The sequence below is a fragment of the Pseudomonas sp. GW821-FHT01D09 genome (assembly GCF_059422465.1).
This window is the reverse complement of record NZ_JBWKWY010000004.1, coordinates 1-12,908: the sequence shown is the minus strand read 5'-3', so window position 1 is coordinate 12,908 and position 12,908 is coordinate 1. Positions and strand designations below refer to the sequence as shown.

The following is a 12,908-nucleotide window of genomic DNA, read 5'->3' as shown; positions in this document are numbered from 1 at the left end:
CTTGCTCGCGAAGAACTTGAGAGCGCCGCGTTTACCTAGCAAACACGCGTTATCGTTGACGTCCTTCGCGAGCAAGCTCGCTCCTACAGAAAGCAGAATCCGCTTAACTGACTGGCATTAGGGCTTGCCCGCGATGCAGTCACCTCGGTCTCAAGCTGTCACCGCAGGCCCGGGCACCTCAACCTTCCCCAACCCATCCTTCATCCGCTGGGCATCGCGCACAAAACACCGCGAAGCCTGGAACAGAAACAGCATGGTCAGGAACAACGCCACCGGGATCAGGTACATGGCGTCATGCAGGCCCACGGCCTTGAACGCCTCGGTCATCTGCTCGGCACCCGCCGCGTACATCGCCGCATGGGCAAAGTAATCAGACAGCGCCCCCACCACCACCGGCCCCATGCCGCCACCCAGCAGATACAGGCCGGCGAAGAACAGCGCCATGGCCGTGGCCCGCAGACGCGGTTCCACCACGTCCTGGATCGCCGTGTACACACAGGTGTAGAAGTTATAGGCAAACAACCAGCCCACACTGAACACCGCCACAAACACCCCGATCTCGATCCGCCCGGCGTGCAGGGCCCAGGCCGTGGTCAGCGTGGAGATGATCAGGCTGAACGCGGCAAACAGCAGGCGGCCATTGGCTATGCGCTGGTGAATCTTGTCGGCCACCAGGCCACCCAGGGTCAGGCCGAACAAGCCGGTCACCCCCACAATGACCCCGGTAGCAACCGCCGCCTCCTGCAAGGGCATCAAGAAGTAGCGTTGCAGCATCGGCACCAGGAACGAGTTGCAGGCATAAGTAGCAAAGTTGAAGCACAACCCCGCCAGCACCAGCCACAGGAAGGTCGGCACCGCCAGCACCCGACGGATCGGCCGATCGACCTTCTCCTGGGAGACTTGCACGGTTTCGGCGGCGCCGCGCTTGGGCTCCTTGATGTAGAACATAAATACCGCGAGGATCAGCCCCGGGATGGCCGCAATAAAGAACGGTGCTCGCCAGCTGTCGAACGCCTTGACCATCGCACCGATGGTGAAGAAGGCCAGCAACAGGCCCAGGGGCAGGCCCAGCATGAAAATCCCCATGGCCCGGGCGCGACGGTGGGCCGGGAACAGGTCGCCGATCAGCGAGTTGGCCGCCGGCGCATAGCTGGCTTCGCCAATGCCGATGCCCATGCGCACCAGCAGGAACGTCCAGAAATTGCCAACCATGCCATTGACCGCCGTCAGCGCGCTCCAACTTGCCAGGCCCCAGCCCATCAGCTTGCTGCGCGAGCCGGTATCGGCCAGGCGCCCCAGGGGCAAGCCGGCAATAGCGTAGACGATGGTGAACGCGGTGCCGATAAGGCCGAGCTGGAAGTCACTGAGGTGCCATTCCATGCGGATCGGCTCGATGATGATCGCCGGGATCGTGCGATCAAAAAAGTTGAACAGGTTGGCCAGGAACAGCAGGAACAGAATGCGCCAGGCATTCGCCGCTTGGGTCGAGTTCTGCATGGGTCCGTCTCTTTTATTGTTATAGAGGCTCGATGCCGACGCATCCTGCCCGGAACCTGCAATCTAGTCAGACGCGGCGCGGTTGTCTGTAATGATTCGTAAAGCTGATAGGGCGTAATTTCATCCAGGACAGCAGGATTTCCCCGGCAAAAAAATAAGCACGCGCCCCCCTTCCCAAGCGCCTTGGCAGGCATAGAATAGCGAGCCTTCCGCTGTTCCCCCTTACCTCTTATTGATGACGTGCCATGTCCGATGCCAGTCCGTGTCTGAATTGCGGTGCCTGCTGTTCACACTTTCGCGTGTCTTTCTTTTGGGGCGAATGCGCTTCATCAGGCGGCACCGTGCCCGATGAGCTGGTGACCCAGATCAACCCCACCCGGGTGGCGATGATCGGCACCGACCAAAAACCGGCACGCTGCTGCAGCCTTGAAGGTGAAGTGGGCAGCGCCACGCGCTGTTCGATCTACGAGCAGCGCTCCAGTGTATGCCGGGAGTTCGAGTCGTCGTGGAGCCAGGGCGAGGTGAACGTCGATTGTGACGCCGCACGCGCCGCGTTCGGCCTGGCGCCGCTGGAGCAACCGCCTTACGCGTTTGAGCTGCCCATCAGCGCTTAGCACCATTGGCTATAGCCTGCATGCCAAAATCAAAGTAATCAAAATGCCATTACCCCTTGCGATTCCATTGAGCCCTCTATACTCGACTGCATAGGTCATCGCCGCGCGCCGTGACACGAGATGACTCTGTAACGGGACATGCTATGGAATGGCTAGGCCTGCATTTTTTTACCGCCCTTCCCGAGAGCGGGTATTTGTTACTCGATTGCACCCACAACCCCTTCCTGGTGCTACTGGCGTACCTGGTTGCCTGCGCAGCGGGCTTCGGCACCCTGGACATGGCCGAGCGTGTCGGCCACGTTGACAACCTGACGGCACAGCGCCGCTGGCGCGGGGTCGGTGCCGGTTGCCTGGCCGGCGGGATCTGGTCGGCGCACTTCATCAGCATGCTGGCGTTCCAGGCGCCCATTACCATCCATTACCAATGGTTCCTGACCTTTGCCTCGTTGCTGATCGCACTGATCGCGTCATTGTTCGCCATGCAAACCCTCAGTCATGCCCAACTGCGCATTCACCAGTACTTGGTAGCGGCCATCTGGATGGGCCTGGGCATCGCCCTGATGCATTACGTGGGCATGGCCGCCATGCGCTCCGAGGCCCAGATGTATTTTTCCAGCGGGCTGTTTGGCTTGTCGGTGGCGATCGCCATCGGGGCCAGCCTGGCGGCGCTACTGTTGTCCCAATACCTGCGCAATGGCAGCGGGATGTTCCACCAGTTACTCAAGTACGGTGCCAGCCTGGTGCTCGGCGCCGGTATTATCAGCATGCACTTCACCGGCATGGCCGCCATGCAATTGCTGGTGCCCAGCGGGGCGGTGTCGTCATTGCCAAGCAACAACAACCCGACACAACTGGGCCTGTCGGTGGCCGTCATCACCTTGCTGGTGATCGGCAGCAGCATCAGTGCAGCCCTCGCCGACAAGAAACTGCAGCATAAGGAGCGCGACCTGCGTCGGGTCAATGCCTTGCTTGGCGAGCTGGACCAGGCGCGTGCGTCCCTGCAGCAAGTGGCCCATTACGATGCGTTGACCAGCCTGCTCAATCGCCGGGGTTTCAACCAGGTCTTCGCCGAAAAGCTGGCGCAGAAAACCCAGGCCGGGGGCATGCTGGCCGTGATCTTTCTCGACATCGACCACTTCAAGCGGATCAACGACAGCCTCGGCCACGATGCCGGCGATGAGCTGCTGACGGTGCTGGCCGACCATATCAAGAGTTCGGTCCGCAGCCACAATGATGTGGTGGCGCGGTTTGGCGGCGATGAGTTCTGCATCCTGATCAATATCCATCATCGCGACGAAGCGCGGCACATGGCCCAGCGCATCATGCAGAAAATGAAAGAACCCATCGAGCTGGCCGGCCGGCGCCTGGTAATGACCACCAGCATCGGGATCAGCGTGTTTCCCGAAGACGGGACCAGCTGTGAGGAACTGCTGAAAACCGCCGACCTGGCGCTGTATCAGTCCAAGGATACCGGGCGCAACGGCCTGAACTTCTTCAGCGCCAACCTGAAGACCCGGGCCTTTCTCGAACTGCAGTTGGAAGAGGAACTGCGCCATGCATTGCGCAAGCAAAAAGAACTGACCCTGTACTACCAACCGATTCTTGACCTGCGCAAAGGCAAGGTCACACGGCTCGAAGCCCTGGTGCGCTGGCAACACCCACAACATGGGCTGCTGACGCCCGAGCGGTTTATCGGCATTGCCGAAAACAACGGCCTGGTCGCCGAGCTCGACAACTGGGTACTACGCCAGGCCTGTGCCGACCTGGGCTGGCTGACGGAGCAAGGCCACCCGGACCTGATCATGGCCGTGAACTGTTCGGCCCTGAACCTGGCCCGTGACGAGCTGGCCGATGAAATCGAATACGCCTTGCGCAGCAGTGGCATCGCCGCCAGCCGCCTGGAACTGGAAGTGACGGAAAATGCCTTGATGGGCAATATCAGCAGCACCCTGATCCTGCTGCGGCAAATCCGCGCGCTGGGGGTTGCACTGTCCATCGACGACTTTGGCACCGGCTATTCCTCCCTCTCCTACCTCAAGCGCCTGCCCCTCAATACGCTGAAGATCGACCGTTCATTTATCCAGGACATTCCCAAGTCCACCACCGATATGGAGATTGTCCAGGCGATCATCGGCATGGCCCACACCCTGCACCTGCAGGTCATCTGCGAAGGGGTGCAAACCCTGCAGCAACTGGAGCTATTGAGCAAGTATGGCTGCGATTACGCGCAGGGCTACCTGCTCAGTGCAGCGGTGCCGGCCAGTGAAATCAGCGCCGTGATCATGGCGCTTGACCAGCAGCCCCCACTCCCCCCGATGGACCTGGCGGGAGGCAAGGCCCCATCAGCGGTTGTACATCCCATCCGCTGAAGTCCAAAGACCTTGGCATATCGCCATCATTTTGATTAAAGAACGCCGACAAACGGCCGATTCATGAGAGTCCGGCGTCGCTTTTCCCCAGAAATACTAGGGTTAAGCCTGAGCGCTGAGGCCTAAACGCGCTGTAAAAGTCGCGAACTCTCACTCGGTGATGGCTCTTTAATGCTTTCCAGCCATCCGTCCAGGCACATGGCGCACAATGACTTCTAAAAATAATCCTGTTACCGCGGTATCCGACGTGTTGCTGACAGCTCCTGCGGAAAAACCCTCAGGTTCAAAGTCATTGAACAGTCAACGTGCACTGGGCACCCAGCAATACCTGTACTTCACCGAGACCAACACCGACCGCATCCTCGATAACCTCGACGGCCTGCGCGACATGGTGTTCCCACGTGCGCCGCACCTTGAAGGTGACAGCGAGCAGCGCAGTGAGCAGGAGTTTCCCTCGGTCTGCCTGATCGGCCTGGGGCGCTGTGGGTCCAACATTGCCCTGGATGTGGCGGAGCTGGTGTACAACGCCCGCAAGTTCTATCTGAACGAGTTCAGCACCGAAGACAAATCCTACGTTGAAAAGGGCTACAGCCCAGCCCAGTGGATCCGCAACAACCTGCGCCTGGGTGCCAACAAGGCCAGCAAGCCGGTGTTCCTGGTAGAACCCCTGGTGATGCTTGGCGACCTGGACAAAGACATTGCCGGGCGCATCCGTTTCTCGCGCAAGGGCGAGAAAAGCGGCTTTTTACGCGACTACAGCAAGATGAAGATCATGGACCTGTCGGAAGTGCACGCCGGCGGCGCCGGTAACGCACCGATCCTCGGCCAGTACCTGGCCAAGATCATCCTCAACAAAGACACCCAGCGTTTTTCCAGCCCCGACTGGAAGATGATCCATTCGTACCTGATCGACTCCTGCGGGATCAAGGCCAACCAGTCGCGCCTGTACTTCTCGATCTTCAGCGCCGGCGGCGGCACCGGCTCGGGCATGGCCTCGGAGTTTGGCCTGGCCCAGCAACACTCGTACATGAACAAGACCTTCGACACCAAGCCTGCCGACGAGCACGACAGCAAGAGCGGCCATGCCTTTGTGTTCGAGCCGATCTTCACCAGCGGCATCTGCGTGCTGCCGAATATCTCCGACCACCGCAGCGAAATGTCCGAGGCGCTGCACATCAACGCCGGTCGGCTGCTGTGCAAATACCTGTCGGAGGAATGGGACTTCTCGTACAACTTCGCCAATGAAGACAGCAGCGAGGCCAGCGTCAAGGGCCGCATTCGCCCGTGGAACGCGATGATGCTGATCTCCAACGACATCATGCGTTATGCCGAAGAAAGCGACGACGGCAACATCCAGAATATTGATGTCAATGCCATGGAAAAACACGCCAACCAGTACATCTCACAACAGATATTCAACATTCTGACGGCCCAGGCGGTGACGACCGACTACGACCAGAACTATTTCCGCCGCGCCGGCATCGATATCGGTGAAACCATCCGCCTGGACGCCAACGACCTGTTCATGAGCCTCGCCGGGCCGGTGGCGATTGCCTATGCCGAGTCCGTGGTGCCGGAAACCCCGGCGCCGAGCGGCGACAAATTCAAAGTGTTTGAAAAAGAGCCCCAGCGCCTGAACATCGACGATTTGTTCTTCCGCTCCATCGACCTGCCCCACTTCAACAAGGTCACCCAGGCCATCGAAGGCATCAGCCTGTTGCCGATCGAATCCAAGCGCTACAAGGCGTCCCTGGAGCAGTACAAGAACTCCGGCTATGACGCGGCGGCCCTGCATGACCTGCACTTCTTCAAGAACTGTTCGTCGGTGGTGTCTATCGTCTCCCTGCCCAAGGACTACAAGCTGTCCTATATGGACCTGAACCGGCTCAAGACCCACCTCAACAGCCTGTTCCCCAACACCACCCTCAAGCGCTACGCCCTGGTGATCGGCGCCTCGGCCAACCTGTCGCTGACCACCCTGATCGCCAAGAGCCCGTGCCTGTCGGACGACTTCCTGACGTTGATCGTGGCCTTTATCAAGCGCTGCTTTGCCCGCAACCCGTACCGTTTCGACGACACCCTGGACAACTCGATCCTGGACTTCATCATCCACGAAGACTTCGACGAGGACCGTATCGACGAATTGCTCAACGAATTCGAGAACCCGGCGAAGATCCTCGACACCAACTGGTACGCGATCAAGCCGATGTATGAGAAGAAGTACCGCGAGCTGATCAACGACAAGGAGAAGTTTGTCTCGATCAACGACATTCGCCTGTCGCGGGACTGTGTGAAGAAGGCGATCAAGTACCTGCGTGAGATCTACCGTCACCGGATTGGCAAGACCAAGGTGATCTCGCTGAATAACCATACCGGGAAGACTGCCTAGACCGCGGCGCGTCCATCGCAGGCAAGCCGGCTCCCACATTTTGAATGTATTCACACATCACAATGTGGGAGCTGGCTTGCCTGCGATAGCGGTCTAACCGGCGATCAATATCCCGAACCTTGCCACACCAAGAAACAATTCCCCAGGCGTTCCGCCCCTCGCAAAACTGTTCCCATGACGTTTACGTCACCCTCCCTTGTGACCTTTCTTCACGGCCAGTTGCCATCACGGGCAAAGCGGTTACTCCGCTACACACTTTCAACCGGGAAAAAACCGGCACCATTTAGGTGCAGGCATTTAGTTTGATGCCCTTTCCTGGATCAGAATCCACGGCGAAACCACCACCGCCCACAGGCCCGGATCACGCGCCACCAAGTCCAATGCCCGCGTCGCAGACACTTCGCCAAGGCTCCCCGAGGCCAGCCAGGCGGCCACTTTGTCACGGCTGTCCTCGGCCATGGCCTCGGCCGCTTCGATCAAATCCAGGCCCGCATCGACCCACAATAGGGCACCCTTGGCAAAGAACGGTTCGAGCTCCTTCCAGGAAATTTCCGCGGTTTCGCCGAGCAGCTTGGCATAGAGGGTGCTAGGTTCTTGCGTCATGGGAACTCACCTGAGGAAAAAATCGGCGCAATCATACCGTCGGGACTTCCCCAGAAAAACCCAGTAGCAATTGAGGCACCGATTGAAAGTGTCAGAAATGCCAAGGATTGCCCGAAACTCTGGCATGCACCCGCCGCAATTCTGTCTTTTTCTTTCATTTAAGCGACACACCCGGCGTTTGCCCCCAGCAGCCAGCTTTTCAAGCGATCAACCGGCGCTCTACACTGTACCGGTACAGTTGCCAGGTCGCTGCCGGGGGGATATCCGAGATATCCGATCCGGTTCTGCAGCTCACACGGCCGCTAGAACTATAAAAAATACAACAGTAAGAGTGGAGCACTATGAATAAGGCTACTAAGCAGATTTCCAAACTGTTTGCCGCTATGGTCCTGGCTGGGGTTGCCGGCCATTCGTTCGCAGCTGACACCATCAAGATCGGTATTGCCGGCCCTAAAACCGGCCCTGTGACCCAGTACGGCGACATGCAGTTCATGGGCGCCAAGCAAGCCATCAAAGACATCAACGCCAAAGGTGGTGTCGACGGCAAGATGCTCGAAGCCAAGGAATACGACGACGCTTGCGACCCTAAACAAGCCGTTGCCGTCGCCAACAAAGTGGTCAACGACGGCGTCAAGTTCGTGGTCGGCCACCTCTGCTCCAGCTCCACTCAACCGGCAACCGACATCTACGAAGACGAAGGCGTGATCATGATCACCCCGGCGGCCACCAGCCCGGATATCACCTCCCGTGGCTACAAGCTGATCTTCCGCACCATCGGCCTGGACAGCGCCCAAGGCCCTGCGGCCGGCAACTACATCGCCGACCACGTCAAGCCGAAGGTCGTCGCCGTGCTGCACGACAAGCAGCAATACGGTGAAGGCATCGCCACCGCCGTTAAACAGACCCTTGAGAAGAAAGGCACCAAGGTTGCCGTGTTTGAAGGCCTGAACGCCGGCGACAAGGACTTCTCCTCGATTATCCAGAAGCTCAAGCAAGCCAACGTCGACTTCGTCTACTACGGCGGCTACCACCCGGAACTGGGCCTGATCCTGCGCCAGGCCCAGGAAAAAGGCCTGAAAGCCAAGTTCATGGGCCCGGAAGGCGTGGGTAACGACTCCATCTCGCAAATCGCCCAGAAAGCCTCCGAAGGCCTGCTGGTCACCCTGCCGAAATCCTTCGACGCCGACCCTGCGAACAAGGCCATCGTCGATGCACTTAAGGCTGACGGCAAAGACCCAAGCGGCCCGTTCGTGTTCCCGGCCTACTCGGCGGTTGAAATCATCGCCGGCGGCATCGCTGCTGCCAAAAGCGAAGACACCACCAAAGTGGCCGAGGCCATCCACGCGGGTACCTTCAAGACCCCGACCGGCGACCTGAGCTTCGATAAGAACGGCGACCTGAAAGACTTCAAGTTCGTGGTCTACGAATGGCACTTCGGCCAACCAAAAACCGAAGTATCCCCTCAGTAAGCCAGGCGTTACTGGACAACAAGCCCACTGTGCAAGCAGTGGGTTTTGTTTTACGAGGTTTATGGGCCACGCACCCGCGATCCGGGCGCTGGCTCACCTGAAAATCTTAAAACCGTCACCAGCGGTTCGCTGGCAAATGCTTGGTGCAAATGTGCTCACAGAACACAGCACCGGGCGGGAAGATGACTCCACCAGTGAAATGCGTATCGGGTTTTTAGGAGCGCTGTAATGCCTGAGATCTATCATTTTTTCCAACAGCTGGTTAATGGCCTGACCATTGGCAGCACCTACGCCTTGATAGCCATTGGCTACACAATGGTTTACGGCATTATTGGAATGATCAACTTCGCCCACGGCGAGGTGTACATGATTGGCTCCTACGTGGCGTTCATCGCCATTGCCGGGCTGGCCATGATGGGTATCCACTCCCTGCCGCTGTTGATGACTGCCGCATTCCTTGCGTCAATCGTCGTAACCAGTGCCTACGGCTACAGTATCGAACGTGTTGCGTACCGCCCCTTGCGTGGCAGCAACCGCCTGATCCCGTTGATTTCCGCCATCGGCATGTCGATTTTCCTGCAGAACACCGTATTGCTGTCCCAGGACTCCAAGGACAAGTCCATTCCCAACCTGATCCCGGGGAGCTTTTCCTTCGGTCCAGGCGGTGCAGAAGAAGTGCTGATTTCCTACATGCAGATCCTGGTCTTCGTCGTCACCCTGGTGGCCATGCTGGGCCTGACCCTGTTCATCTCCCGCTCCCGTCTGGGGCGCGCCTGCCGGGCCTGCGCCGAAGACATCAAGATGGCCAACCTGCTGGGCATCAACACCAACAACATCATTGCCCTGACCTTCGTGATCGGCGCTGCATTGGCGGCCGTCGCGGCGGTGCTGCTGAGCATGCAGTATGGCGTGATCAACCCCAACGCCGGTTTCCTGGTGGGGCTCAAAGCCTTCACTGCGGCGGTCCTGGGCGGCATCGGCAGTATTCCGGGCGCCATGCTCGGCGGGCTGGTGCTGGGTGTGGCCGAAGCGTTTGGTGCCGATATCTTCGGCGACCAGTACAAGGACGTCGTGGCCTTCGGCCTATTGGTTCTGGTGCTGTTATTCCGGCCGACCGGCATCCTGGGCCGTCCGGAGGTTGAGAAAGTATGAGCAGATATCTTAAATCGGCGTTTTTCAGCGCCTTGCTGGTATGGGCCGTGGCCTTTCCGGTACTCGGGCTCAAGTTGAGCATTGTCGGGATCAACCTTGAAGTACACGGCACCGGGCCGGTGACGCTGACCATCATTGCCCTGTGTTCGGTGCTGATGTTCCTGCGGGTGCTGTTCACCCAGCAGGTCGGGGCGCTGCTCAAGTCCAACCGTGGCCCGCTGGTCTCGCCCAAGGTCAGCCAGTTCCTGACCCTGCCGCGCACCCAGCGCTACATCATCATCGGCCTGATCGTGGCCGCGTTGATCTGGCCATTCTTCGGCTCCCGTGGCGCGGTGGATATTGCCACCCTGATCCTGATCTACGTGCTGCTGGGCCTGGGCCTGAACATCGTGGTCGGCCTCGCGGGCCTGCTCGACCTGGGTTATGTGGGCTTCTACGCAGTGGGCGCCTACACCTACGCGCTGCTCTCGCACTACCTGGGCTGGAGCTTCTGGATCTGCCTGCCTCTGGCCGGCATGGCGGCGGCCACCTTCGGCTTCCTGCTGGGCTTCCCGGTGTTGCGCCTGCGCGGTGACTACCTGGCCATCGTGACCCTGGGTTTTGGTGAGATCATCCGTCTGTTCCTGCGTAACCTCACCGATATCACCGGCGGCCCCAACGGCATCAGCAGCATTCCCAAGCCAACGTTCTTCGGCTTGTCGTTTGATCGCTCCGCTGCCGAAGGCATGCAGACCTTCCACGAGTACTTCGGGATTGCCTACAACCCGGTGAGCAAGGTGGTGTTCCTGTACCTGGTCGCCCTGTTGCTGGCTTTGGCCGCGCTGTTCGTGATCAACCGCCTGCTGCGCATGCCAATCGGGCGTGCCTGGGAAGCGCTGCGTGAAGACGAAATCGCCTGCCGTGCGCTGGGCCTGAACCCGACCATCATCAAGCTCTCCGCCTTCACCCTGGGCGCCGCGTTCGCCGGTTTTGCCGGCAGCTTCTTTGCCGCTCGCCAAGGCCTGGTGACACCGGAGTCGTTCACCTTCATCGAGTCGGCAATCATCCTTGCCATCGTGGTGCTGGGTGGCATGGGCTCGCAGCTGGGCGTGATCCTCGCGGCCATCGTGATGATCCTGCTGCCGGAACTGATGCGTGAATTCAGCGAGTACCGCATGTTGATGTTCGGCGCCATGATGGTGCTGATGATGATCTGGCGCCCTCAAGGCCTGCTGCCCATGCAACGTCCACATATGGAGCTGCGCAAATGAGCCGCGAGATCCTGAAAGTCGAAAACCTGAGCATGCGCTTCGGCGGCTTGCTGGCGGTCAATGGCGTCGCCCTGACCGTCAAAGAAAAACAAGTGGTCGCCTTGATCGGCCCCAACGGCGCCGGCAAGACCACGGTGTTCAACTGCCTGACCGGCTTCTACAAGCCGGCCGGTGGCAGCATCCTGCTGGACGGCCAGCCGATCCAGGGCCTGGCCGGTCACGAGATCGCCCGCAAGGGCGTGGTGCGGACCTTCCAGAACGTGCGGTTGTTCAAGGACATGACCGCCGTGGAAAACCTGCTGATCGCCCAGCACCGGCACCTGAACACCAACTTCTTCGCGGGCCTGTTCAAGACCCCGGCGTTCCGCAAGAGCGAGCGCGAGGCCATGGAGTACGCCGCGTACTGGCTGGACAAGGTCAACCTGACCGAGTTTGCCAACCGCCCGGCCGGCACCCTGGCCTATGGTCAGCAACGTCGCCTGGAAATCGCCCGCTGCATGATGACCCGCCCGCGGATCCTGATGCTCGACGAACCGGCTGCGGGCCTCAACCCCAAGGAAACCGAAGACCTCAAGGCGTTGATCGGGGTGCTGCGTGAAGAAAACAACGCCACCGTGCTGCTGATCGAACACGACATGAAACTGGTCATGAGCATTTCCGACCATATCGTCGTGATCAACCAGGGCACGCCATTGGCCAACGGGACGCCGGAGCAGATCCGCGACAACCCGCAAGTGATCAAAGCCTATTTGGGGGAAGCGTAAATGCTGCAATTTGAAAACGTTTCCACTTTCTACGGCAAGATCCAGGCCCTGCACGACGTCAACGTCGAAGTGCGCCAGGGCGAGATCGTCACCCTGATCGGAGCCAACGGTGCCGGCAAATCCACCTTGCTGATGACCCTGTGCGGTTCGCCCCAGGCACACAGCGGCAGCATCCGCTACATGGGTGAGGAACTGGTGGGCCAGCACTCGGCGGCGATCATGCGCAAGAGCATTGCCGTGGTCCCGGAAGGCCGTCGGGTGTTTGCCCGCCTGACCGTGGAAGAAAACCTGGCCATGGGCGGGTTCTTTACCGACAAGGGTGACTACCAGGAGCAGATGGACAAGGTGCTGCACCTGTTCCCTCGGCTCAAGGAGCGCTTCAGCCAGCGCGGCGGCACCATGTCCGGTGGCGAACAGCAAATGCTCGCCATCGGTCGTGCGCTGATGAGCAAGCCCAAGCTGCTGTTGCTGGACGAGCCTTCCCTGGGCCTGGCGCCGATCATCATCCAGCAGATTTTCGATATCATCGAGCAACTGCGCAAGGACGGTGTGACGGTGTTTTTGGTGGAACAGAACGCCAACCAGGCGTTGAAAATTGCCGACCGCGCCTATGTACTGGAAAACGGCCGGGTAGTGATGCAGGGCAGCGGCGAACAACTGCTGACCGACCCGAAAGTGCGCGAGGCGTACCTGGGCGGCTAATAACGGTTGCTAACTAAATGTGTGTGCGAGCTTGTGTGGGAGTGGGCTTGCCCGCGATGGCTGTGGGTCAGTTAATGCAACTCTGACTGAAACACCGCC

11 protein-coding genes are annotated in these 12,908 nt (G+C 59.4%); 8 read left to right on the top strand and 3 right to left on the bottom strand.

Annotation, left to right across the window (positions count from 1 at the left end):
• Positions 1–150: 150 nt before the first annotated feature.
• Positions 151–1,497 (bottom strand): spinster family MFS transporter, encoded by a 1,347-nt coding sequence (locus tag AC07W7_RS05835; RefSeq protein ID WP_076964810.1) that lies wholly within the window; start codon positions 1,495–1,497, stop codon positions 151–153.
• Positions 1,498–1,742: 245 nt separating this feature from the next.
• Here AC07W7_RS05835 and AC07W7_RS05830 point away from each other — a divergent pair, with 245 nt between their 5' ends.
• From AC07W7_RS05830 to AC07W7_RS05820, 3 genes are all read left to right on the top strand, one after another.
• Positions 1,743–2,111, top strand: a complete 369-nt coding sequence (locus tag AC07W7_RS05830; RefSeq protein ID WP_076964809.1) for a YkgJ family cysteine cluster protein — start codon at positions 1,743–1,745, stop codon at positions 2,109–2,111.
• A 143-nt stretch (positions 2,112–2,254) separates the two neighbouring features.
• Positions 2,255–4,480 carry a putative bifunctional diguanylate cyclase/phosphodiesterase gene (locus tag AC07W7_RS05825; protein WP_076964808.1) on the top strand — a complete coding sequence of 742 codons (2,226 nt, stop codon included), beginning with the start codon at positions 2,255–2,257 and terminating at the stop codon, positions 4,478–4,480.
• A gap of 208 nt (positions 4,481–4,688) precedes the next feature.
• The gene (locus tag AC07W7_RS05820; RefSeq protein ID WP_076964807.1) at positions 4,689–6,869 is read left to right on the top strand and encodes a hypothetical protein; all 2,181 of its coding nucleotides are present in this window, start codon (positions 4,689–4,691) and stop codon (positions 6,867–6,869) included.
• Positions 6,870–7,166: 297 nt separating this feature from the next.
• Here AC07W7_RS05820 and AC07W7_RS05815 read toward each other — a convergent pair whose 3' ends face one another.
• On the bottom strand, positions 7,167–7,472 hold the full coding sequence (locus tag AC07W7_RS05815) for a DUF2288 domain-containing protein (protein WP_076964806.1): 306 nt from the start codon (positions 7,470–7,472) through the stop codon (positions 7,167–7,169).
• Complete coding sequence (locus tag AC07W7_RS05810) at positions 7,469–7,630, bottom strand: hypothetical protein (protein WP_162843706.1); 162 nt, start codon at positions 7,628–7,630, stop codon at positions 7,469–7,471. Before AC07W7_RS05810 ends, AC07W7_RS05815 begins: the two co-directional genes overlap by 4 nt.
• Before the next feature lie 183 nt (positions 7,631–7,813).
• Between AC07W7_RS05810 and AC07W7_RS05805 the strand changes: the two genes are divergently transcribed.
• The 5 genes from AC07W7_RS05805 to AC07W7_RS05785 all read left to right on the top strand — a co-directional run bounded on the left by AC07W7_RS05805 (position 7,814) and on the right by AC07W7_RS05785 (position 12,809).
• Positions 7,814–8,941 (top strand): branched-chain amino acid ABC transporter substrate-binding protein, encoded by a 1,128-nt coding sequence (locus AC07W7_RS05805; protein WP_076964805.1) that lies wholly within the window; start codon positions 7,814–7,816, stop codon positions 8,939–8,941.
• A 228-nt stretch (positions 8,942–9,169) separates the two neighbouring features.
• Positions 9,170–10,093, top strand: coding sequence for a high-affinity branched-chain amino acid ABC transporter permease LivH (livH, locus tag AC07W7_RS05800; protein WP_057958729.1), 924 nt, complete (start codon positions 9,170–9,172; stop codon positions 10,091–10,093).
• Entirely contained in the window at positions 10,090–11,343 is a 1,254-nt protein-coding gene (locus AC07W7_RS05795; protein WP_029297111.1) for a high-affinity branched-chain amino acid ABC transporter permease LivM, read from the top strand. Before livH ends, AC07W7_RS05795 begins: the two co-directional genes overlap by 4 nt.
• Positions 11,340–12,107 (top strand): high-affinity branched-chain amino acid ABC transporter ATP-binding protein LivG, encoded by a 768-nt coding sequence (gene livG, locus AC07W7_RS05790; RefSeq protein WP_032858084.1) that lies wholly within the window; start codon positions 11,340–11,342, stop codon positions 12,105–12,107. The genes AC07W7_RS05795 and livG overlap by 4 nt, the downstream gene beginning before the upstream one ends.
• Positions 12,108–12,809: an ABC transporter ATP-binding protein gene (locus AC07W7_RS05785; protein WP_029297115.1), complete on the top strand. Its 702-nt coding sequence runs from the start codon at positions 12,108–12,110 to the stop codon at positions 12,807–12,809.
• Positions 12,810–12,908 lie beyond the last annotated feature (99 nt).

Coding starts and splice junctions, on each gene's coding strand:
- AC07W7_RS05835 (WP_076964810.1), bottom strand. CDS start 1,497: ATGCAGAACTCGACCCAAGCGGCGAATGCCTGGCGCATTCTGTTCCTG.
- AC07W7_RS05830 (WP_076964809.1), top strand. CDS start 1,743: ATGTCCGATGCCAGTCCGTGTCTGAATTGCGGTGCCTGCTGTTCACAC.
- AC07W7_RS05825 (WP_076964808.1), top strand. CDS start 2,255: ATGGAATGGCTAGGCCTGCATTTTTTTACCGCCCTTCCCGAGAGCGGG.
- AC07W7_RS05820 (WP_076964807.1), top strand. CDS start 4,689: ATGACTTCTAAAAATAATCCTGTTACCGCGGTATCCGACGTGTTGCTG.
- AC07W7_RS05815 (WP_076964806.1), bottom strand. CDS start 7,472: ATGACGCAAGAACCTAGCACCCTCTATGCCAAGCTGCTCGGCGAAACC.
- AC07W7_RS05810 (WP_162843706.1), bottom strand. CDS start 7,630: ATGAAAGAAAAAGACAGAATTGCGGCGGGTGCATGCCAGAGTTTCGGG.
- AC07W7_RS05805 (WP_076964805.1), top strand. CDS start 7,814: ATGAATAAGGCTACTAAGCAGATTTCCAAACTGTTTGCCGCTATGGTC.
- livH (WP_057958729.1), top strand. CDS start 9,170: ATGCCTGAGATCTATCATTTTTTCCAACAGCTGGTTAATGGCCTGACC.
- AC07W7_RS05795 (WP_029297111.1), top strand. CDS start 10,090: ATGAGCAGATATCTTAAATCGGCGTTTTTCAGCGCCTTGCTGGTATGG.
- livG (WP_032858084.1), top strand. CDS start 11,340: ATGAGCCGCGAGATCCTGAAAGTCGAAAACCTGAGCATGCGCTTCGGC.
- AC07W7_RS05785 (WP_029297115.1), top strand. CDS start 12,108: ATGCTGCAATTTGAAAACGTTTCCACTTTCTACGGCAAGATCCAGGCC.